We start from the raw sequence: 21541 nt of genomic DNA on the forward strand, positions 1-21541 counted from the left end.
CGGGGCCGGCCGGGCAACGCCGCGGTCGGCGCCGGTCGAGGTGGACCACCCCGCACCACTGAGGAGACGGACATGACGCACGACTTCGAGCCGGTCCAGCCCGTACTGGAGACGGCGGCCGCGGCGTTCGCACAGGCCACGGCGGAGCCGCCGTACCTGTTCCAGCTGGCCCCCGCCGAAGGCCGCAAGGCGGTCGACGAGGTCCAGTCGGGCCCGGTCGAGCTGCCGGAGGTGGACGAGGAGTGGATCACCGTGTCGGGTGGACCGACCGGCAGCGTCCGGGCCCGGATCGTGAAGCCGGCCGGTTCGCGGGAGGTCCTGCCGGTGATCCTCTACATCCACGGCGCCGGCTGGGTCTTCGGCAACGCGCACACCCACGACCGGCTGGTCCGGGAGCTGGCGGTCGGTACGGGGGCGGCCGTGGTGTTCCCCGAGTACGACCTGTCGCCCGAGGCCCGCTACCCGGTGGCCATCGAGCAGAACTACGCGGTCGCGCAGTGGATCGTGCGGGAGGGTGCCACCAAGGGGCTGGACGGCACGCGGCTCGCCGTCGCGGGTGACTCGGTCGGCGGGAACATGAGCGCCGCGCTGACCCTGATGGCCAAGGACCGCGGCGACGTGTCGCTCCGTCACCAGGTGCTCTTCTACCCGGTGACCGACGCCGCCTTCGACACCAACTCGTACCACCAGTTCGCGACCGGCTACTTCCTGCGCCGCGACGGCATGGAGTGGTTCTGGGACCAGTACACGACCGACCCCGCCCAGCGCGCCGAGATCACCGCCTCCCCGCTGCGCGCCACCACCGAGCAACTCGCCGGGCTGCCCGCCGCACTGGTGATCACCGGCGAGGCCGACGTGCTGCGCGACGAGGGCGAGGCGTACGCGAACAAGCTCCGCGCCGCCGGTGTCCCGGTCACCGCCGTGCGCTACCAGGGCATCATCCACGACTTCGTGATGCTCAACGCCCTGCGCGAGACGCGCGCGGCCCAGGCCGCCATCACCCTGGCGATCGAGACCCTGCGTGAGGCGCTGCACGCCGCCTGACGTCCGCTTCGCACCGCTTCGCACCGTCGAGGATCCGGTGCCGCCGTGCTGTGTACCGGCGGTGCCGGGTCCGCGCCCTGGGCCCTTCAGCGGATCCGATCGCGCGTCTTGAGCGGCGTTGTAGGCACCTGCGGAGCGGGGGTAGGTATGCCGTCGTAGCCGTGCACGGTGCCGAAGCGGGTGCCGGTCATCCAGTCCTCCCGCGCCCGTACGATCTCCTCCCCGGATCGTCCGATGAAGTTCCACCACATGACGAGCTTCTCCTCGAAGGGCTCCCCGCCGAGCAGCAGCAGGGAGCCGTCGGCCAGAGCCCGCAGGGGCAACTCCCGCCGCCCACTGCCCAGGTAGAGCATCGAGCCGGGTTCCAGACGGACGCCGTCCACTTCGGTCAGGCCGGACATGGTCAGCACGGCGTACTCGAAGTCGGGCTCCAGGGGGAGCCGGGTGGAGCTGCCTTCGCGCAGGGTGAGGTCGACGCCGACCAGCGGGGTGTGGATGGTGCCGGGTGAGGTGGCGCCGTCCAGGTCGCCGAGGATCACGGTGCCGTGCAGGCCGGCGGCGTTGATCTCGGGGAGTTGGGCGTGGTGTTCGAAGGCGGGGGCGGTGTGGCGGTGGACCTCGGGCAGGGCCACCCAGAGCTGTGCGCCGTGCAGGAAGCGCGCGTGCGGGCGCGGCGATTCCTCGGAGTGTGAGATTCCGCGGCCGGAGGTCATCAGGCCCAGCTCGCGCGGTCGGACGGTCTGCAGGCTGCCGAGGCTGTCGCGGTGCAGGACTTCGCCCTGGTGCAGCCAGCTGACGGTCTGCAGGCCGATGTGGGGGTGGGGCGGGACCTGCATGCCGGGCTCGTCGGCGATGTCGTCGGGGCCGTAGTGGTCGACGAAGCACCAGGCGCCGACCATCCGGCGGCCGAGGTTGGGCAGCAGGCGGCGCACGACGGTGCTGCCGCCCAGTGCGGTCTCACGCGGCGCGAGCAGTTCCCTGACGGGGCCGGCCGGGACGTCCTGGCGCCCGCCGCGTACGGCGGCGGCGGTCTGGTCGGGCTCATTCATGGCGTGCGGACTCCTCCACGATCGGTGTGCCGCCGGACACCGCCCGGGTGACCGGCGTGCGCTCGGCGATGTCCAGCAGCCGGGCGCGCTGTGCCTCGTCCAGCTCGCCGACCAGCTCGATGCGCCGGGTGATGCGGGCCGTCTTGTCGGGGCCCTTCTCGTAGCCGAGGTGCACCCGGACGGTCTCCAGCGGCCACTGCTTGCGCTGCGCGTACATCCGCAGGGTGATCGCGGTGCAGGAGCCGAGCGCCGACAGGAGCATGCCGGTCGGGTTGGTGGCGGTGTCGGCGCCGCCCACCGAGGCCGGCTCGTCGGCGGTCAGACGGTGCCGGCCGGAGCGGATGTCGACGCGGTAGTCCTCGTCGGTACTGGTGGCGACCACGGCCGCCGCCCGGACGAACTCCCGGGCGGCGTCGGCGGTCGGGGCGGTGGTCACAGGCCGAACCGGATCAGCTGGTCCGGAGGCACCAGGTCGACGTAGTCCGGGTGCTTGCCCAGCCAGCCTCGGATGAAGGGGCAGTAGGGCAGTACGGCCAGCCCCCGCTCCCGGGCGGAGTCGAGAGCGGCGCGGGCCAGGACGCCGGCGAGGCCGCGGCCGGCGAAGGCGGGGTCGATCTCGGTGTGGATGAACGCGATCTCGTTCTCGTGCCGGAAGTACTCGGCGAAGCCGGCGAGTTCACCGTCGTCCGTGATCTCGAACCGTGACCGGTCGGGGTTGTCCGCGACGCTGCTGGTCATCGTTCCTCCTGCTGTCGGGCGGCGGGCTGGTGGCCCGGGCTGGGATTTAATTTAGCATTCAACAAGATGGTGATCAAGCACGCTCGACGGCCGGCTCACGGCACTGTCGTCATGCTCTGTTGCTCATGGATCACGGGCCCCGGCTCTTCCGGGGCCCGTCGCTGCTGACCGTAGGGCCGGCCGGGGATGCCGTCGTGCCTGGTCATGCACCCTTGCCTGCCCGCGAACGCCCGAACTCCCGAACGTCCGAACGCCCTGATGAACCGCTGCGTACTCCGTCCGGCCGGTTACGACCGTGAGCCGCCATCATGGATCTCGGCGATGTAGCCGCCGGGGAACTGCACCATCGCGCTGTCGCGCTGAGGGGAGGTGTACGGCCCCCACAGCACGGTTGCGCCGGCGGCCCGGGCCTTGGTCAGGGTCGCGGCGAGGTCGCTCACGGCGTAGCCGGTGCTCTCTCGTCCGAAGGGGTAGGGCAGGTGCCCGTCGGTGACCGCGACGGAGGTGTCGCCGAACGGTGAGCTGATCCGGATCCGCCGGTAGGAGGTGCCGGGCAGGCCGAGTTCGGCGCCCGGGGCGTGGTTGTCGTCGGAGACCACCGTGCCGCCGGTGAAGGCCAGGTACGAGTGCAGGAAGGAGCGGATCGTGCTACTCGGCAGGTACAGCCGGTTCTCCGGCACGGACGCGAGCGCCGGGTACGAGGGCGCCTTGGTGTGCCAGTACAGCTGCGCGTAGATGCCACCGGGGAACTGGACGATCGCGTCGCGGCCGATCGGGTCGGCGAACGGCGTGACGACCGTGTTCGCCCCGTCCGCCTCGGCCTTGCGCACGCCGCGGTCCAGGTCCGTGACGAGCCAGCCGGTGCGCTCGGCGCCGAACGGGTAAGGGACGGGCGTCTGGTAGTCGAAGACGGAGAGCGTGCCGACGGGGGAGAGGACGAGCTCGGACTTGGTCAGGCTCGGGGTCGGTGTGACGTCGGCGAGGACCTGCGGGGTGTTGGTGCCGCCGAAGGTCGACTCCCAGCTGCTGACGAAGGAGTCCATCGCGCCGGGCGTCACGTACACGTGCGTCGTGTCGTACTGGGGGCCGACGGCGAGGCCGGGGCGTCCGGCGGTGGGCGCCGCGGGGGCCGACGGTGCGGTGACGAAGGCCAGCGCGGTGGTGGCGGTGACCGCCGCCAGCAGGCGCAGGGAGAGGCGCATGGGCATGTGAAGTGTCCTTCCGGGAGAGAGGGTTGGCCGAGGGGGTGACGGCGGGCGGATACCTCAGTCGCGTTCGCGGTAGCCGACCGCGATCGCGGCGACCAGGAGCGTGCTGGCCAGCAGCGCCCACCCGAGGTGTCCGTGGATGACGAGAGCGGCTCCGGGAGCGGCGCCCGCGAGCATGGCCAGGACCGCGTAGAGGCGCCGGCCCAGGCGGGGGTTGGTGCCGCCGGCCAGCGAGGAGTCCGCGGCGATGCCGGTCAGGGTGAGGGTGAGCACCGTCGTGGTCAGGTCCGGCACCCCCAACTTGCGGACCGTGCCGTTGCGCAGGCCCATGGCCACGGCCAGCAGCGCGATCAGCGCCTCCTGCTGCGCCCGCCCGCTCGCGGTGAACGCGATCGCGGTCGCCGCCGCTTGCAGCGCCGTTTCGGCCAGCAGGGCGGTGCGCAGCCAGTGCTCCCGGCGGCTGTCGCGGTGTCGCAGCGCGAGGCGGCCGGCCAGCACCGAGCCCAGCAGGAAGGCGGCGAGCGAGGTGAGCGAGCCCGCGATCGAGAAGCCGGGTGTGCCGACCAGGGCGAAGGCGACCACGACGACGTTCCCGGTCATGTTCGCGGTGAACACGTGGCCGAGCCCCAGGTAGCTCACCGCGTCGATCAGGCCGCTCACCGCGGTCAGCGCGAACAGGGCCAGGGCCAGCGGGTGGCGGTCGCGGATCTGCGCGGCGGCCACGGTGCTCTCGGGCTGGGGGGTCGTCATCGGGGCGTCCTTCAAGGCTGTCCAGCGCCGTGCGCCACCGGGAGTGCGGAGTCCGGCGGCGCACGGCGGATGCGGAAGGTGGATCAGAGGAAGCAGGGGTCGTCGAGGGCCGGTCCGCCCTGGCCGGGGACCAGGAGTCCGCGCGCCTGCCGCCACTCGCGCTGCTCGTCGGAGGCGGCTGCCGCCTCGACCACCCGCTCGGCCTGCCGGACGCCGGTGAGGCTGGGCGCGGGGGTGGCCTGGTAGCCGCCGAAGCGCGCCACCGGGCTCCACAGCGGCTCCACGGCCGGCAGCTCGGGGGTGAGGCCCTCGTGCTCCTGGACGCTGTGCACGATGCGGCCGCCGACCACGGTGAGGACGGACTCGATGTGCGGGATGTCGGCCTCGTCCACCGTCAGGTAGTCGGCGCTGAGCACCGCGAGGTCGGCGTAGCAGCCCACCCGGAGCCGGCCCTTGACCTCCTGCTCGCCGGTGAGCCGGGCGCCGCCCAGGGTGTACAGCTCCAGCGCCTCCTCACGGCTGAGCCGGTTGGCCACCGGGCGGAGCGTGCGTCCGCTGACGGCACGCCCGGAGACCAGCCAGTGCAGGGCCACCCACGGGTTGTAGGAGGAGACCCGGGTGGCGTCGGTGCCCGCGCCGACCGTCAGCCCGCGCTCCAGCATCGCCCGCACCGGCGGCGCCTCGGCGGCCGCGGCGGCGCCGTAGCGGCTCACGAACGCCTCACCCTGGAAGGACATCCGGTTCTGCACCGAGACGGCCCCGCCGAGCGCGGCGATCCGGTCCAGGCTCGCGGGGGAGACCGTCTCGGCGTGGTCGAAGAGCCACCGGTTCCCGCCCGGGAAGAGGCCCTCGGCGGCGAGCTTCTCGAAGACCGCCAGGTCACGGCGGATCGTCTCGTCGTAGCTGGCGTGCAGCCGAAAACCCCAGCCGTGTTCCATCAGCAGCCGCACGGCCTGCTCGAACCCGGCCTCGTACGGGCCGAGTTCGGGGCGCGGCTCGGTGAAGTTCTCGAAGTCCGCAGCCGCCCAGGTGAGGTTCTCCCCGGCACCGTTCAGCCGCAGCCACGCGTCCCCGTCACCCGGGCGGACGGTGGTCACCCAGCGCGCCAGGTCGTCCAGTTCCTGTCCGGCGGTCTGCGGGAAGAGGTGGTAGGCGATCCGCAGCGTCAACTCGCCCTGCTGCGCGAGCTGCATGACGGTGCCGTAGTTCTCCGGGAAGCTCTGGAAGCCGCCGGCTGCGTCGATCGCCGAGGTGAGCCCGAAACGGTTGAGCTCGCGCAGGAAGTGCCGCGTGGAGGCGGCCTTCTCGGCCTCGTCCAGCGTCGGCGCCTTGGCGAGCGTGGAGTACAGCAGCAGGGCTCCGGGGGCGGCCAGCAGCAGGCCGGTCGGCTGTCCGTCGTGGCCGCGCACGATCTGGCCGCCCGCCGGGTCCGGGGTGTCGCGGTCGAACCCGGCGGCCCGCAGTGCCGCCCGGTTCATCAGCGCCGACTGGTACAGATGCAGGACGAAGACGGGGGTGTCCGGTGCGGCGGCGTTCAGCTCGGCCACCGTCGGCAGTCGGCGCTCGGCGAACTGGTCCGCGGACCAGCCGCCGACCACCCGTACCCACTGGCCCGGCGGGGTGCGTTCGGCCTGGGCCCGCAGCATGGCCAGCGCCTGGCGCAGCGTAGGCACGCCGTCCCAGCGCAGCTCCAGCACGTAGTTGAGACCGCCCCGGATGACGTGCAGATGCGAGTCGTTCAGGCCCGGGACGGCACGCCGCCCGAGCGCGTCGACGACGCGGGTCCGCAGGCCGATCTGCGGTATGACGTCCGCGTCGTCCCCGACGGCGGTGATCAGGCCGTCGCGGATCGCGACCGCACTGGCCCGCGGGCGCACCGGGTCGCCGGTGTACACCTTGGCGTTGCGCACGACCAGGTCGGCGGCTTGGTCGGGGTGGCCGGGGCGGACCCCGGCAACGGGCATGCTCGACATGATGGTGACCGTCCTCGTCGTTCAGGCCGGACGGCGCGAGCGGCACGGTCCGTTGAGCTCTGGCACGAGTCAACCTAGGGCGGCACAGAGCTGGGACTTTGCTCTGCACGCACCGGCTCTGTCCTGTGCGGGCAGCGACCCCGCGAGCGGCGCCGGGACCGATGGCGCACGGGAGCTCCGTGCAGTGTGGGAACAGTCCTGGGCGCGGTGGGAGAAGAGATGTCCGGGCGCCGCCGGATAGCGTCCTGGCTGTGCCGGAGAGCCTGCGGCACCGCTCGTGTCTCCGAGCCTTCGATGCCTTGCGACGTCCCCGCCGAGGTCTGCGCCGACGTCCCCGCTGATGTCCGCGCCGACGTCCCCGTGACACCCCCTCAGCCGAAAGAGAGAACCGCCATGGTCGACTTCGACTCCGTGCACGCCGCCCCCAGCTCCGATCTGCTGACGCCGGACAACTCGATGATGCTCTTCGTCGACCACCAGCCGCAGATGTTCTTCGGCACGGGTAGCGGCGACCGCACGGCGATCATCAACGCCACCGTCGGCCTGGCCAAGGCCGCCCGGGTCTTCGACGTCCCGGTGGTGCTGTCCACGGTGGCCGCCGAGTCCTTCTCCGGCCCGATCCTGCCCCAGCTGAAGGCGGTCTTCCCGAAGCACGAGGTGGTCGACCGCACCTCGATGAACGCCTGGGAGGACGCGGCCCTGGTCGAGGCGGTCAAGGCCACCGGGCGCAGCAAGATCATCCTTTCCGGCCTGTGGACCGAGGTCTGCCTGGTGCTGCCCGCCCTGTCGGCGCTGGACCAGGGCTACGAGGTCTACGTGGTCACGGACGCTTCCGGCGGCGTCAGCCCGCTGGCCCATGAGCACGCCATCCAGCGGATGACGGCGGCCGGTGCGGTACCGGTGACGTGGGTCCAGGTGCTGCTGGAGCTGCAGCGCGACTGGGCCCGCACCGAGACCTACCTGCCGGTCATGGACGTGGTCAAGGAGCACGCCGGCGCCTACGGCCTGGGTGTGGTCTACGCGCAGGCCATGATCAACGAGCACGCGGCCGGCTGACCGGCAACCAGGTACCACAGAAAGAGAGTTCACCAGTGAACGCAGGTCTCCTGCTGCTCCGGCTGGTCGTCGGCCTGCTGGTCGCGGGGCACGGGATCCAGAAGGTCAGCTTCCACCTCGGCGGCCGGGGGCTGGCCGGCGGCACCGAGGAGTTCCGCGGCGACGGTTTCCGCGGCGGCGTGTTCACCGCGCTCACCGCGGGAGGCACCCAGATCGGGGCCGGACTGCTCCTTGCGGCGGGTCTGCTCACGCCGCTGGCCGCCGCGGGAACGATGGGTGTGATGACGGTGGCGCTGACCGTCAAGCGGCCGCACGGGCTGTGGGTGCAGAACGACGGGTTCGAGTACCCGCTGGTGCTGGTCACGATCGGCGCGGTGCTGTCCGCCACCGGACCCGGCCGCTGGTCACTCGACGCACCGCTCGGGCTGCTGCCCTGGCCCGCCTGGTGGCTGCCGGTGGCCGTGCTGGCCGGCGTGGGCGGCGGCCTCGCCACCCGCCTCGTCCTGCACCGGCGTTGAACCACGCTGTCGGCACGGAGCGACCCGTGCCGACAGCGTTCACGCTCCCTTCGACCGAACGGTGAGGCCGGCATGTCCGTGAGCAATCCCCGCGACACAGGGACCGACGGGACGTCCGACGAGTTGTGGTGCCCCTTCCCCTCCCTGCTGAACCGGCATGCCGAGCAGGCCGACCGGGAGAGCTTCGCCTGGATGGCACAGCACCGGTTGCTCGACGGGCTGCCCGAGCGGGCGGAACGGCTACGGCGTCAGCGAAGCGGTGCCCTCGCCGCGCGGACCAATCCCGAGGTGGGCGCGGAGATGCTGCGGCTGCTGGCGGACTGGTACGTCTGGCTCTTCGCCTTCGACGACGGGTACGGCGAGGACCCTGAGCGCGGCGGGCTGCCGGGCCCGCTGGCCCGGACAACCGCCCTGCTGGCGCGGGTACTCGACGCCGACCTGCCCCCGACCGAGCTGACGGGAACCGCACGCGCCTACGCGGTGGCCCTGCGGGAGATCCGGGACCGGATCCGCGTGCACGCCTCGCCCTCGCAGCTCGTCCGGTGGGAGCGTACGGTCTGCGACTACCTGTCCGCGCAGGTCTGGGAGGCCGCGAACCGGGAGGCGGCGGCCGTCCCCGGGCTCGCCGAGTACGTGGCCATGCGCCGCCATGCGGGGGCGACGTACACCTGCCTGGCACTCATCGACATCGTGGGCGGTTACGAACTCCCGCCCGCGCAGGCGGACGGCCCGGCGTTGCGCAGGCTCGCGGACATCACCGCGAACCTGGTCAGCTGGGACAACGACCTGTACTCCCATGCCAAGGAGAGCGCCGGCGGCCAGGGGCGCCACAACCTCGTCGAGGTCCTCGCCCGTCACCACCGCTGCTCCCCGTCCGCAGCCCGGGACCGGGCCCTCGCCCTGCGCGACCGGGAGATGGACGACTTCATCGAGGCGCGAGAGGCCGTCAGCGCTGACGCCACCGCACCGACCGCGGCATACGCGCGCAGCCTCGGGTTGTGGCTACGGGGGCACATCGACTGGTCCCGTGGAAGTTCGCGATTCGACACACCGTCACCTGCGGGGAGCCGGCCATGACCCGTGACCACGGTGTGGCCGACGGCGAGGCGGCCGGTGGCGAGACGGCCAGCGGCGAGGTGCCCTGCGCCGCGGGCCGGTTGCCCGGGATCGGGCACCTGATTCCGCTGATGACCCGCCCGATGCCCTTCCTGCAGTCGCTGGCGGACCTGGGCCCCGTTGTGCGGATCCAGCTGTGGCGGCGGCCGGTCCACGTGCTCACCGCGCCCGAACTCGTGCACAGGCTACTCGTCCAGGACGCCGCGAAGACCGAGAAGGGCTTCGTCTTCGACAAGGCCCGCGGGCTGCTGGGGAACGGGCTGTTCATCTCCGAGGGCGCCTTCCACCTCCGCCAGCGACGTCTTCTCCAGCCGGCCTTCCACCGCGACAGCATCCGCACGTACACCGCCGTGATGGCCCGCCAGGCAGCCCGGGCGGTGTCCCGCTGGGAGCCGGAGTCGCCGCTGACGATCAGCGAGCGGATGCACGAACTCACCCTGGACGTTCTGCTGGAGGCGCTGTTCGCCACCCGCCTCGGCGCCGGCCACAAAGCCCGGATCCACCAGGCCGTGCCGGTGGTCCTCACGGGGTTCATCCAGCGGGCCCTGTACCCCTCGCCGCTCCTGGAGAAGCTGCCCGTTCCCGCCAACCGGCGCTTCGACGCGGCAGTCGAGGACCTGCGCGCGGTGGTGGACGACATCGTCGCGCAGGCCGACCGGCGCGACGGCAGCGACAGCACGCTGCTGTCGCTGCTGCTGGCCGCCCGGGACGAACAGACGGGCCGGCCGATGGCCCCTCTCCAGGTGCGGGACGAGGTGGTATCGCTACTGCTGGCGGGCACCGAGACGGCTGCCACCGCACTCAGTTGGCTGTGCTACGAGCTCGCCTGCGATCCCGATCTGCAGGACGAACTGGGCGAGGAGGTACGAGCCGTCGCCAGTGACGGCACCGTCGGCTGGAGCGACCTGCCGCGCCTTGAGCGCACCGGGCACGCGCTCAGCGAAACCCTCCGGCTCCACACCCCCAACTGGATCCTGATGCGCCGCGCGGTGGCCCCCCTCCAGTACGCCGGCACCCGGCTCGCCCCGGGCTCGGAGATCCTCTTCAGCCTCACCGCGTTGCACCGTGACCCACTCCGCTACCCCGACCCCCACCGGTTCGACCCCGGCCGGTGGCGCCGGCGCGGGGACCACGCTTCGCGCAAGCTCTTCATGCCCTTCGCCGCGGGCCCGCACAAGTGCGTCGGTGAGACCTTCGCCTGGACCGAGATGCTGATCATCGCCGCGGCCGTCCTGGCCCGCTGGCGGATCGGCCTGGCCACGCCCGGCCGCGTCCACGAGACCGCCACTTCGGCCACCCTCCGTCCCCGGGGTCCGCAACTCAGGATCCACCGCCGGGCAGGTCGCGTACCAGCGCCGGAGAGGACGTGACGCCCCGTCAACCCGACACGAACGGGAACGACTACGGTCAGCGGACCGCATGGCGAGTTGACCAGCAGAAGGAAGGAAGCACCCCGTGGACCACGGCGACCACCACACCTACGACCAGATCTTCACCCTCTCGACAGAGGAAGAACGAGACCGGCTGAGGCACCTCACCTCCGTCTACGACCCCATCACCCAGCACGTCATCGGTTCCCTGACCTCCCCCGCCGGACGCACCTGCCTGGAGATCGGCGCGGGAAGCGGGTCGATCGCCGGGTGGCTCGCGGACCAGGGTGCCCAGGTCACCGCCCTCGACCGTGACGACCGCTTCCTGCCCACCCACCCCCGCCTGACGACCGTCACCGGCGATGCCCTCTCCGAAGACTTCGACCCGGGCCCCGTCTTCGATCTCGTCCACACCCGCTTCGTCCTCATCCACGTTCCCCGACGAGACGAACTCCTCGAACGCCTCGTCTCCTGGCTGCGCCCCGGTGGGTGGCTCGTCATCGAGGAAACCGCCGACACCACCTCCGCGACCTCCCCACGCCCGCACCACCGCAACGCCATGGCCGCCATGTGGCGTGTCATGCACGAAACCGCCGGCACCGACATCACGTGGACACGCCACCTCCCGACCCCGCTCGCGCACCACGGCCTCACTGACATCGGAGCCCATGTCAGCACCCTCCCCTTCCATGGCCAGGACGACATGGCGCGCATGCTGCACCTCAGCATGAAGCCGCTGTCCCGGAAGATGGCGGACACCGGCCTGGTCACCGAGGCGGAACTGGCTGACGTCCACGCGGACTTCCGGAATCCCTGGGTGTGGGACCTGGCGTTCTCCATGGTCTCGGCCTGGGGTCGGCGCGGCAGCTGACCGTTCGGGCGCGCGAGCAACGGGGTCTGCAACCGGTCATCGGGCTTCCGCAGCGCGGTAGGCGAGGTTCAGGTGCATCGAGTCAGCGTCAGTGGCCAACCGTCGACCAGAGCCTTGGTAGCGCACCGTCCGCAGCCGACCCGGCTCCCGGGCCGAAGCGCCGGGCGCTAGGACCGGACGGCGACGGAGTCCCAGCCGGGCATGCACTCCTGGCGGCCGACGCCGAAGCCGAGCCGGCGGATGTCGGCGAGGGCGTCGTTGTCGCGGATGACGGTACAGGCCCCCGACTCGCCGACGGCCGCGCGGTCAGCGACATCTTCGATGAAGGCCGGGCACCGATCCTCGCCTCCATCCACCGCCGGACCGCCAGACCGCCAGATCGACCTCTGGCGGACGGCCGACGAAACCCTCGGCCCGGAAACCGTCAGCCCTTGTACGCAACCGGCTCAAACGCCTCCAGTACCGACCCGACACCCTCGACGGCTTCATAGCCGGCACCGGCCTGACCCTCGACGACCCAGCGTCACCTTGACGAGCCGAAGTCAGTAACGGTCAACGTGACAGTGCCCCCTCGTCGCATCCAGAAACGACTCGGCTATGTCAGCCCCATCGAGTTCGAGGAGAAGTACTACGCCAACCCGGCAACGGCCGAATCAGTGAACCTGAAATCCCGCCAACCCGTCCTGACCAGCTGATCGGCAACTATCGCAGGGCGGGGGAACCTCAACCCAGTCGGGTCGGCGCAACCTGGTGAAGCACACTGGCTCGGGAGCCAATTCCGGATGACGAGGGAGTCTGATCATGACCGCTGTCGACGTACTCGTGGTGGGCGCGGGCCCGGTGGGCCTGACGGCGGCGGCCGAGCTACGGCGGCACGGCGTGGACTGCCGCATCGTCGACCGGCTGGCCGTCCCGGAGCCCTATGCCAAGGCCATCGGCGTCCTGCCCCGCACGCTGGAGGTGTGGGACGCCATGGGCGTGGTCCACGGGGCGCTGGACGACGCGGTGCCGCACCTGGGCCAGCTGGTCTTCACCGACGGCAAGCGGGGCCCCCGGGTCGAGCTGACTCTGCCGCCAGAGATCCCCTACCCCTTCGCCACGCTGCCCCAGTACGCGACCGAGCGGCTGCTCACCGAGCATCTTGCGCGCTTCGGCACGGAGGTGGAGCGGCCGACCGAGCTCCGCTCGGTGGAGATGCGCCCGGAGGAGGTCGAGGCCGTCCTCGCACACGCCGACGGCCGGATCGAGCGTCTGCACGCCCGCTACGTCGTGGGCTGCGACGGCGCGCACAGCCTGGTCCGCAAGGCGGCCGGGCTGACCTTCGAGGGCAACGCCTTCCCCGAGCAGTACATGATCGGCGACGTCGAGCTCGACTGGGAACTGCCCGCCGGCTACAGCATGCGGGCCGTGAAGCTGGACGCGAACGGTGCGGTGGACGACATGCTCGTCTGCATTCCGATGCCGGGCGTTCGGCGGTACTGGCTGTCGATGCTGCGCCCCTGCGCCCAGGCCGGGGGCGAGGACGACTCGAGCGCGCCGGACGGGATGGGGGATGGCCGCGGACCGGACCTCGGCCAGATCCAGGCCGTGCTCGACCGGCTGTCCCCGGAGCCGACGACCGCCTCCACGCTGCGCTGGTCGTCCACCTTCCGGATCAACCACCGCCTGGTGGACCGCTACCGGAACGGCCGCCTCTTCGTCGCCGGGGACGCCGCGCACATCCACCCGCCGATCGGCGGGCAGGGTCTGAACACCGGCGTGCAGGACGCCTACAACCTCGCCTGGAAGCTGGCCCTGACCATCCGCGGTATGGCCACGGACGACGTGCTGGAGAGCTATCACGCCGAACGCCACCCGGTCGCGCAGGAGGTGGTCGACCGCACCGTCCGCCATGCCCGCACCGTCCGCCATGCCCGCACCGGCCTCGGCAACAACGGGGACGACGCCGAGATGATGCTGCGGCGCCAGGCCCAGCTGCTGGTCGCCTACCCGGACAGCCCGTTGATCCAGCCGCCGGCGGCGGACGGCACACCCGCGGCCGGTCCCGCCGCCGGCGACCGGGCACCGGACTGCCGCGGCCTGCTGAGCGACCTCGCCGCCTACCCGCGGCGGCTGTTCGACCTGCTGCGCACCCCGCGGCACGTGCTGCTGCTGTTCGCGGGCTCGGAGTACGCCTCGGGCGACGGCGCCGCCCGGCTCGAGGCCTGCGCCGCCGAGGCGCATCGCGCCGCCCACGGCCTGCTCGACGCCTATCTGGTCACCGCCGCAGAGGTACCGGAGGACGCTCGCCCGGTCGGCCTGCGCCCGCCGCGGGTGCGCGACGCGGCGGGCGAGTTCCGCGACGCCTATGCGCCGCGTGACGGCGAGGCCCTCCTGATCCGCCCGGACGGCTACCTCTCCGGACGCTTCCACCCGGCCGTACCGGAACGCCTGACGGCGCATCTGCGCCGAACCTTCCTTACTTCCGCTGCCGCGGGCGAAGCGCCGCCGGTGACGGTCCTGCAGGCGGCACTGGCACGTTGACCGTTACTGACTTCGGCTCGTCAAGGTGACGCCGGGTCGTCGAGGGTCAGGCAGGTGCCGGCTATGAAGCCGTCGAGGGTGTCGGGTCGGTACGGGAGGCTGTGCCGTTCGGAAACTTGTCGCTGCTGGTCAGGCCGTGTATCGGTACTCGTTGATGACGCCGCTGAGCACTCGCGCGCGGAGGAGCCGGTGAGCGGCCAGGTCGGCTCTTGGCATGGGGTGCTCCTGGGCGAGGGGCGGGAGCTGTCCCCGAGCCTGGTGTGGGCGATGGCGGCTGTAGTACCGGGCGTAGGTGTCGAGGACCTGCCGGGCGTGGGTCTCGTTCCATATCAGCAGGTGGTCGAGGGCCTCGTGCCGCAGCGTTCCGATGACTCGTTCGCAGTGGGCGTTCGCTCGCGGAGCACGAGGTGGCGTCTTGATGACCTCCACTTCCTCAGCCTCGAAGGCAGCGTCGAACGACGAGGTGTACTTCGCGTCCCGGTCGCGGATCAGGAAGCGCAGTGAATCGAGCCGGATGCCCAGCTCGACCGCGAGATTGCTCGCCTGTTGCACCGCCCAGGGGCCCGTCGGGTGGGGCTCGGCCGGGGCCCGTCTGCGGCCCGTGATTGGCTACGTACAGTGACCATCTTCGCGGCGGCGCGAGTGGGAGCTTCAGCCCACTACACTCACCGCGCAGCCCTCTGAACAGGCAAAACGTCGAAGTCCTGCTGGAGTACTAGCCGCTCAGCCGCTCTGGAGGCCGCAACTCACTCGAGCCAGTCGAGGACCCCGTCCACTCCCTGGTACTTCCCCGCCTCCAACTCGGTGGCGAAGTCCTGGAGAGCGGCCAGCCAGCCGGGGTAGTACACCGTCTCGGGGACGATGCCCTGGTCGGCGTAGAGCACCTGGCCGTAGGTGCCGCCTGGGGCGGGGTCCAGGTCGAGCACGTACAGCGAGCCGTCGCCCTCCCGGCCCAACGGGATCCAGCCGGCTCGCCAGAAGTCGTCGAGCCGGATCTGGTCGTGCTCCGCAGCGGCGGCCCACGCGAAGTCCTCGATCTCGGTCTGGCGGAGCCCGGCGAACCTGGTGAGGTCGCTGTGCTCGATCTGGATCGCCGAACCCTGAAGGTCGACCGTACGGTGGATCGCGAGGGAGGCGGCGAACTCGGCGGGCAGCGAACACCCCAGATCGCCTTCGACGACGGCTATCTCCTCCGCCGTAGCCGGCCCGCCCAGTGCCGCCAGGCTCGCGGGCGCGTGCTCGGCCAGCCACTCCTCGATCTGCTTCCACACCTCGGCGACCTGCTGCTCTGCGCTGTTCATCCTGGTCCTCCCCAACTCCGTTGCTGTCGACCGGAGAACCTAGCCGATCCCACTGTCACGGCTGCGCCCCGACGCCCGTGAGGCTGGTCCGACTCGCTCGTCGTCTCAGATGAACTGGTCTGCCTGTCGGCAGGGCGCCAGGCTGCGCCGTGTAAGCGGACCGCCTCCTCGCGGGTAGCCCCCTGACCTTCCGCGAGGAGTACCGAGGCCGCGATGCTCATCCACAAGGGTGAAGGCATACCAGGGCCAAAGCCTTTCCTCGGGCGGTACGGCAGACTTCTACTTCATTCCCTTCAGCACGCCTCGACCGGCGTTACCGGCCGGGGCGAGGGGAGCGCAAGGGAGAGGGGAGTGCGTGGGATGGTTCATGCACGGAACAAGCGGGCGCGGAAGAGCCTGTGGTCGGTACGTCCAGGAAGGCGGACTCCTTGGCCCAAGTAGCGATGACCCCGTTCGATGAGATCTACGACCAGCCCGACCCCCGGGCCTTCTACCGCGAGCTCGGCGCCCTCGAGTACCAGACACCGCATCACGCCCAGGGGATCTTCCACCGCCTGGTCGAAGCCCGCGCGCACCAGACCGGCTCCGCTGGACCGGTCACGGTGCTGGACATCTGCTGCTCCTACGGCATCAACGCCGCGCTCCTCAACCACGACCTGACGCTGAGGGACCTGTACGCCCACTACACCTCCCCGCGCGCAGCCGCACTGACCACCGCCGAGCTGATCGAGTGGGACAAGGCCTACTACGCGGCCCATCGACGCCCCGACGCGGCCCAGGTGATCGGACTCGACATGGCCACGAACGCCATCGCCTACGCCCGGGCCGTCGGCCTGCTGGATGAGGGGTTCGCCGAGAACCTGGAGACAGCGCCTCCCAGCTCGGCCCTCTTTCGTGCCGCCCGCAGCACGCAGCTGATCACGGTCACCGGCGGGGCCAGCTTCCTGTCCCCCCGCACCTTCCAACCACTCCTGGCCGGAGCCCGCGAACCCGTGTGGGTTGCCGCGTTCGTTCTGCGCACTGGCTCCTACCAGGCCATCGCCGACGGTCTGATCCCCTACGGTCTGATCACCGAGAAGACCACCACCCACACGTTCCCCCAACGCCGCTTCACCAGCGCCCACGAGCAGCAGTACGCCGTCGACGCGGTGACCGCGGCGGGTGAGAACCCTCATGGGAAGGAGGCCGACGGCTACTTTCACACCGCGCTCTACCTGTCGCGCCCCTCAGGGCACGCCACCTCACTGCCTCTCACCGCCCTGGTCCCGGCCGTCTCTTGATCCTTCTGACTTCAATGCTCTGGAGCCAGAAGGAAGAGAGGGCGATCCGTGCGGAAGACTGGGCTGAGATTCGAGCACGTCTTCACCCGCATGAAGAACTGGAAGATCCTGCTCGACTGTCGCCTCAAGGGCGACGGCGTCCACGACGCCATGCTCGGCATCGCCCGCCGCCACAACCTGCTCCAGGCTGCGTAGCAGCACCGACCACCGGCCGACCGACCCTGCCCCGACCCCTCAAAGATCAGTTACCGGACAGCCCTTAGCCAGGCGATCCGTCGCGACGTGAGACGGCGGCCCGGATACGGTGGTCGACCCGGACGTTGCCGGCAAGGTTCGAGAAGTGCGCCGCGCAGTCGGGGTATCGACCCAGGGACTGCGCCACCGTGGACGCGATGTCGCCCTGGAGCCATGGCCTGATCTTGTCCTGGGGACGACATTGGTCCCACGGGCGGTCCCACTCGAAGGCGCCAGTGCGGCATTCCTCCAGTAGGTCGAGTTCGCCTGCGTCGGCGTTCGCACTTGACGCATCTGCCGTCGATCACGTGCGCGCCGACCGTGTCGAGCGTGAGGGCGCTGGGGCTTCTCGCAACTGATTCGTGTTCTCCGGGGCCAGGTCTGGAAGCCGCTGCCGAGTTATCGGGGGTGGATTACTCGAGTGGCGGTCAGATGCCGGCGGCGGTGCGGATGGCCCGTACGGTGCTGTCCGGGTCCGGGTCAGTGACAGCCAAGCGGGCGTACGGCGAGGAGTGCCACAGGTCGACGCATACGACGGGCCGGCGGGCTCGGACTCGGACAGCCGAAAAGTCCTTCCCCTGGGGATGCGGACGGACGCCGTAGAACAAGGCGCCGGGAATCCAGGTACCTCGCCCGCGCACGCCGCGCAGAGCACGCCACCAGTCGGGCTCGACGCTCACCTGATGGATCGCGGACACGGGCACGCGGACGTCACGGCGCCGCGCCGCGGCCTTCTCCCACCACGACAGGTCGACAATGAGGTCATCGCCCTTCACCACGAGCCGTGCCATCGCTCCTCCGTACCGCTTTCCGGCGTTACGCCGGTCTTTGCCCTTGGGTCGTCACTCGGGTGCGGGACGGCACCGACGGCAGCCCCACCGTCGCGATCCAGTACGGTCCTCTCCCGCACCAACCACCTCCTTCCCGACCTGGACACCACCATGCTCGCCAGCTGCGCCCACCTTCGCGTCGACCTGGTGGGTCGATCGGACCGGCTGGCCGGTGCGGGGCACCCTCCGCCGCTGCTCCGCACTCCGGACGGCCGGGCAGCCGCCCTCGCGGTGGCCGACGGGCCGACGGGGTGGCGCTCAACGCCGTCCCGAAGGCCCAGTGCCCGGCCTTCGGCGCTGCACTCGCCCGCCTCGGTGCCGAGCCGCGCGATGACGTGGCGACGCTCTGATCGCTCGCGCCGAGCCGGCAAGCAGCGTACCGACGTGGCGCTGTTGCCGGTCCGGTCGGTGCGGACCTGCATGGATCGCGGCGGGAGCCGGGCCGGCCGACCCCTACACGGTCGGACTGGAGACCACGACGACCGGTCGGCGTACGGTGGGGACACCGGGGGCGGTGCGGATGCTGGCAGTCTGCGACGTCGTCCTCGGTGGTGAGTGGGCCGCGCCTGGGAGGGACGACACTCGGTGGGCGCGCCCCAGGCCGGGACCGAGTGGGTCACGTGAGTAGTTTGGACCAGCCACAGCCGGTGGGGCGGGCTCGGCTCACCGGCTGTGGCTGGTCCCTGCACAGGACGGGGCCACGCGGCGGCACAGTTGATGTGGCACACCTCCGCCTCAACCCGATACGAAACGAGTCGGGGCCGGCGGCGAACGGCGCGGTGTTGTTCGTTGGTGGCTGGCGCTATCCGCCTGTCTGCGGCTGGTCTGCTGTCGGAACACCTGCGGCTGTCAGGAGGTCGGTGCCGGTGCGCATGTTGGCCGGGTCGGACGCCGTTGTCATCAGCCACTCGGCGGCGGAGGCCTCGGCGTCGGGGGGAACAACCAGGAGCTCCAGGCGCAGAGGGATGAAGGAGAACACCATCACCTCGTCCGCGTCCTGCTCCTGTTCGAACCACCCGACGTGGATGACGTGGCCTGCGACCGGGACCCGCCGGGGGATGACCGGCCAGTGCGCCGGATTCACGGTGACCCGGGTGATCCGCCCCCACTTGGGGTCCAGCGTTGCCGCCAGCGGGGGAAGTTCACGAAGGAGGTCGTGCGAGCGGGGCCACCAGGCCCCGTCCAGCCGGCCCCGGGTGGCGCCCTCGGGTGTCAGCGAGAGTCGGACCGGCGGTTCCGGCCCCGATGGCTGGCCAGCGGCGTGATCGAAGGTCGCGGTCATGTCGAACACCTACCCCGGGCTCTTTCTGGACGACCAAGTGCGGCAGCCGGGGTACCCCCAGGCTGTCCGCATGCCGTCGACGGTGAGCTCTTCCACCGTACTCCGGCCAGGGCCAGGGCCCACCCGGGCGCACCTGGTCGCCGCGCCGGAGCTGCCGCACGCTGATCTGTGGGGTGTCAGCGCCGAAGCCGACCGGCAGGGTGCCGGGGACTGTCGGTCGCACGGCCGGCGCCTGTCCCGGGAGGCCCGCTCGGACCTGCGGCTGCGGTGGTGAACTGACGCGACGGTATTCGTGCACCTGATCTGCCCGAATTCGTGCTTTACCGGAGTAACCTGGACAGTGCCGGAGGAGTTACCGGTAGGACGATCACGAGGAGGTAAATGTGCAGATCAGAGAAGCAGGAGCCCTGATCTTGCGGCTCGTGATCGCGAAATCCCAACCCGGCCTTTCGGTCGGGAGATAACGGGACCACTTGGGCGCCGGGGGCGCAGGTACAAATCCTGTTGTTAAGATCAGCGTTTATGCAGGGCGTGGGCCGTTTCCGCAGAGATGCGGGGGCGGCCTTTTTGTTGTTTCCGCCAAGTGGCAGTCGCAGCGCGATCCCATCACGCTGCCATAAGCGCTCTGGCCGTTTCCTGCCCCCGCAATCCGGCAGGTGTCCGAGCGGCTCGGGAATACCGTAGAAGCATGTCCGTTTCCTCGCCCGGTGACCGTGCGGGCGTCGCAATCGCCGCGGACCAGCTGATCGGTTCGGACTTGTTGCAGGCGGTGCGGCGGCTGCCCGCGGTGCGGCGCGCAATCGGCGTGCCGGCGGGCCCGCTCCCTGTCGACGGGAGGAGACATGATGAGTCCCCACGGACAGCGTCCCGTAGTGGTCGGCGTCGATCCCGAACGCCCGAGCCGCATGGTGCTCGCCTGGGCCGCCGATGAGGCGAATCGGCGCCACCTGCCGGTGCATGTCGTGCAGGCGTGGAAACCCGTGACCCGCGAGGACATCTGGCCCCGGCTCTGGCCCGAACTCCACGATCGTGCCCACCTGCTCCGTACCGCAGGCGAGCACGCCCTCGACGAGGCGGCCCGCTTCATCGGCGAACGCCACCCCGCCCTGCAGGTGTCGGCCCGGCTCGTCGACGGGGACCCGGCCGAGGTACTGAACAGGCAGGCCGAGCGGGCCGTGGTGCTGGTCCTCGGCTCACGACCGCTCTCCGGCGTCCGGGAGCTGTTCCACTCCGGGGCGGTGACTCTGCCACTCATCGCGCACGCGAGCTGCCCGGTAGCGGTCGTTCGGGACCCGGAGCACATCACCCAGCAGCCGGCGTACATCGTCGTCGGCGTGGACGGCAGCCGGACGTCGCGGGACGCCGTGGACTACGCCTTCGAAGCCGCAGCACTGCGGGGCGCCGAGCTGCGCGCTCTGTACGCCTGGACCCCTTCGCGACTCTCGGTGGCCGAGGAGTACCGGGTGGAGCAGGAGTCCCGTCGGGTGCTCGCGGAGACGGCCGCCGGGCGGCGGGAGCTCTATCCAGGGGTGGAGCTCAGGCACGAGGTGGTGCGTGGACATCCGGTGGCCGTCCTGGCCGAGGCCTCCAAGCATGCCCTGGCCCTGGTCGTCGGCACGCGGGGTGCCGGGGGGTTCACCGGCCAGCTGCTCGGGTCCGTCGGCCAGGGCGTCCTGCAGCACGCTCGGTGTCCCGTCGTCACCGTGCCGGGGCCGGTCGGGCCTGGCGGACTCACGCGAGGGGCCTCAGGCTGAATCGACGCTGGGGTCTTGTCCGCGTCGCGATGCCGCAGGGCGGTGGCGACGCCGGGGGAGGGGACCCAGGTCTTGCTGCTGGGGGTCTTGGTCGTGGTGAGGACGCCGGTGGAAGCTCCGGGTCGAAGCGGCCTCGGTGGAGGAAGACGGGGTCGTGGGCGCGGACGCGTTCGGATGAGGCGTCACGAGGTATCACGGCGCTCACGCGCCTCCCACGGACCGGGTGGCATGAGGTGCTATCAGGCATCATGCAAGACGGACGGGATAGGCCCTGACCTGCGCGATTCGGACCGGTGAATACTGGTCATCGACGTCGCCACGGACCGACGAGGCCACCGCCGCTGAGACCCGACCAGCTCCGGCAGCAGTCCCGATGAACAGCACAGCGAGCACCCGCGATCCGCCCCGAGGAGGCACCAATCCCTGAGCCGACCGCTCGAAGCACGAAGGTGGTCCCCAGACGGCCGGCCGGACCCGGCCGCACCGTGACCGTTTGGACCGCCATGACCAAGCGCGGCTGGAAGGCCGCCGACTGGCACCCGGAAGGCGCCGGCCTGGTCTCTCCGCGAACTACCCGTTCAGTTCGACGGGCTGGTGCGGGATGCGCGAGGCTCCAGCGTTGGAGGTTGTCCCCCGGAGAGCAC

General features: G+C 71.0%; 21 protein-coding genes and 2 pseudogenes. 12 read left to right on the forward strand and 11 right to left on the reverse strand.

All coding sequences use genetic code 11. The annotated features are described in order from the left end of the window. Positions 1-72 precede the first annotated feature (72 nt). Positions 73-1044 carry an alpha/beta hydrolase gene (locus P3T27_RS25510; protein ID WP_280682390.1) on the forward strand — a complete coding sequence of 324 codons (972 nt, stop codon included), beginning with the start codon at positions 73-75 and terminating at the stop codon, positions 1042-1044. Positions 1045-1130: 86 nt separating this feature from the next. On the opposite strand, the gene P3T27_RS25515 is transcribed toward P3T27_RS25510, so the two are convergent. The 6 genes from P3T27_RS25515 to P3T27_RS25540 all read right to left on the reverse strand — a co-directional run bounded on the left by P3T27_RS25515 (position 1131) and on the right by P3T27_RS25540 (position 6762). Beyond that, on the reverse strand, positions 1131-2093 hold the full coding sequence (locus tag P3T27_RS25515; protein WP_280682392.1) for a pirin family protein: 963 nt from the start codon (positions 2091-2093) through the stop codon (positions 1131-1133). Further along, the gene (locus P3T27_RS25520) at positions 2086-2529 is read right to left on the reverse strand and encodes an OsmC family protein (protein ID WP_280682394.1); all 444 of its coding nucleotides are present in this window, start codon (positions 2527-2529) and stop codon (positions 2086-2088) included. Before P3T27_RS25520 ends, P3T27_RS25515 begins: the two co-directional genes overlap by 8 nt. Continuing rightward, a complete protein-coding gene (locus tag P3T27_RS25525; RefSeq protein WP_280682396.1) occupies positions 2526-2831 on the reverse strand; it encodes a GNAT family N-acetyltransferase in 306 nt (101 codons plus the stop codon). Before P3T27_RS25525 ends, P3T27_RS25520 begins: the two co-directional genes overlap by 4 nt. 287 nt (positions 2832-3118) lie before the next feature. Next, the gene (locus P3T27_RS25530) at positions 3119-4039 is read right to left on the reverse strand and encodes a glyoxalase (RefSeq protein ID WP_280682398.1); all 921 of its coding nucleotides are present in this window, start codon (positions 4037-4039) and stop codon (positions 3119-3121) included. 57 nt (positions 4040-4096) lie between these two features. Further along, a complete protein-coding gene (locus tag P3T27_RS25535) occupies positions 4097-4789 on the reverse strand; it encodes a YoaK family protein (RefSeq protein WP_280682400.1) in 693 nt (230 codons plus the stop codon). An 83-nt stretch (positions 4790-4872) separates the two neighbouring features. Continuing rightward, complete coding sequence (locus P3T27_RS25540) at positions 4873-6762, reverse strand: amidohydrolase (protein WP_280682402.1); 1890 nt, start codon at positions 6760-6762, stop codon at positions 4873-4875. A gap of 393 nt (positions 6763-7155) precedes the next feature. Here P3T27_RS25540 and P3T27_RS25545 point away from each other — a divergent pair, with 393 nt between their 5' ends. The 5 genes from P3T27_RS25545 to P3T27_RS25565 all read left to right on the forward strand — a co-directional run bounded on the left by P3T27_RS25545 (position 7156) and on the right by P3T27_RS25565 (position 11693). Then, positions 7156-7818: a hydrolase gene (locus P3T27_RS25545; RefSeq protein ID WP_280682405.1), complete on the forward strand. Its 663-nt coding sequence runs from the start codon at positions 7156-7158 to the stop codon at positions 7816-7818. Positions 7819-7853: 35 nt separating this feature from the next. Continuing rightward, positions 7854-8336 (forward strand): DoxX family membrane protein, encoded by a 483-nt coding sequence (locus P3T27_RS25550; RefSeq protein WP_280682407.1) that lies wholly within the window; start codon positions 7854-7856, stop codon positions 8334-8336. Positions 8337-8408: 72 nt separating this feature from the next. Further along, positions 8409-9413 carry a hypothetical protein gene (locus P3T27_RS25555; protein ID WP_280682409.1) on the forward strand — a complete coding sequence of 335 codons (1005 nt, stop codon included), beginning with the start codon at positions 8409-8411 and terminating at the stop codon, positions 9411-9413. Continuing rightward, positions 9410-10822 carry a cytochrome P450 gene (locus P3T27_RS25560; RefSeq protein ID WP_280682411.1) on the forward strand — a complete coding sequence of 471 codons (1413 nt, stop codon included), beginning with the start codon at positions 9410-9412 and terminating at the stop codon, positions 10820-10822. Before P3T27_RS25555 ends, P3T27_RS25560 begins: the two co-directional genes overlap by 4 nt. 85 nt (positions 10823-10907) lie before the next feature. Continuing rightward, positions 10908-11693: a class I SAM-dependent methyltransferase gene (locus P3T27_RS25565; protein ID WP_280682417.1), complete on the forward strand. Its 786-nt coding sequence runs from the start codon at positions 10908-10910 to the stop codon at positions 11691-11693. 167 nt (positions 11694-11860) lie between these two features. On the opposite strand, the gene P3T27_RS25570 is transcribed toward P3T27_RS25565, so the two are convergent. Further along, positions 11861-12049: a hypothetical protein gene (locus tag P3T27_RS25570; RefSeq protein ID WP_280682419.1), complete on the reverse strand. Its 189-nt coding sequence runs from the start codon at positions 12047-12049 to the stop codon at positions 11861-11863. 74 nt (positions 12050-12123) lie between these two features. On the opposite strand from P3T27_RS25570, the pseudogene P3T27_RS25575 reads away from it, so the two are divergent. Together P3T27_RS25575 and P3T27_RS25580 are read left to right on the forward strand one after the other, a co-directional pair. After that, positions 12124-12225: pseudogene (locus P3T27_RS25575) on the forward strand (IS630 family transposase); the annotation flags it as partial. A gap of 269 nt (positions 12226-12494) precedes the next feature. Then, the gene (locus P3T27_RS25580) at positions 12495-14216 is read left to right on the forward strand and encodes an FAD-dependent monooxygenase (RefSeq protein WP_280682421.1); all 1722 of its coding nucleotides are present in this window, start codon (positions 12495-12497) and stop codon (positions 14214-14216) included. Between the two features lie 129 nt (positions 14217-14345). Here the strand turns inward: P3T27_RS25580 and P3T27_RS25585 are convergent, their stop codons facing one another. Then, entirely contained in the window at positions 14346-14768 is a 423-nt protein-coding gene (locus P3T27_RS25585; protein ID WP_348534131.1) for an integrase core domain-containing protein, read from the reverse strand. Positions 14769-14962: 194 nt separating this feature from the next. After that, complete coding sequence (locus P3T27_RS25590) at positions 14963-15517, reverse strand: SMI1/KNR4 family protein (RefSeq protein ID WP_280682423.1); 555 nt, start codon at positions 15515-15517, stop codon at positions 14963-14965. Positions 15518-15960: 443 nt separating this feature from the next. Between P3T27_RS25590 and P3T27_RS25595 the strand changes: the two genes are divergently transcribed. Both P3T27_RS25595 and P3T27_RS25600 read left to right on the forward strand, forming a co-directional pair. Beyond that, positions 15961-16797 carry a hypothetical protein gene (locus P3T27_RS25595; RefSeq protein WP_280682424.1) on the forward strand — a complete coding sequence of 279 codons (837 nt, stop codon included), beginning with the start codon at positions 15961-15963 and terminating at the stop codon, positions 16795-16797. 42 nt (positions 16798-16839) lie between these two features. After that, positions 16840-16992, forward strand: a pseudogene (locus P3T27_RS25600) (IS5/IS1182 family transposase); the annotation flags it as partial. A gap of 467 nt (positions 16993-17459) precedes the next feature. On the opposite strand, the gene P3T27_RS25605 reads toward P3T27_RS25600, so the two are convergent. Continuing rightward, positions 17460-17822, reverse strand: coding sequence for a hypothetical protein (locus tag P3T27_RS25605; protein ID WP_280682487.1), 363 nt, complete (start codon positions 17820-17822; stop codon positions 17460-17462). On the opposite strand from P3T27_RS25605, the gene P3T27_RS25610 reads away from it, so the two are divergent. Continuing rightward, positions 17715-18416 carry a SpoIIE family protein phosphatase gene (locus P3T27_RS25610; protein WP_280682427.1) on the forward strand — a complete coding sequence of 234 codons (702 nt, stop codon included), beginning with the start codon at positions 17715-17717 and terminating at the stop codon, positions 18414-18416. The genes P3T27_RS25605 and P3T27_RS25610 overlap by 108 nt on opposite strands. A gap of 247 nt (positions 18417-18663) precedes the next feature. Here P3T27_RS25610 and P3T27_RS25615 read toward each other — a convergent pair whose 3' ends face one another. Next, entirely contained in the window at positions 18664-19143 is a 480-nt protein-coding gene (locus P3T27_RS25615; protein WP_280682428.1) for a DUF5994 family protein, read from the reverse strand. An 842-nt stretch (positions 19144-19985) separates the two neighbouring features. Between P3T27_RS25615 and P3T27_RS25620 the strand changes: the two genes are divergently transcribed. Beyond that, the gene (locus P3T27_RS25620; RefSeq protein ID WP_280682430.1) at positions 19986-20897 is read left to right on the forward strand and encodes a universal stress protein; all 912 of its coding nucleotides are present in this window, start codon (positions 19986-19988) and stop codon (positions 20895-20897) included. Positions 20898-21541: the final 644 nt, after the last annotated feature.

This window comes from Kitasatospora sp. MAA19, from assembly GCF_029894125.1.
In the GTDB taxonomy this organism is placed as follows: Bacteria; Actinomycetota; Actinomycetes; order Streptomycetales; family Streptomycetaceae; genus Kitasatospora.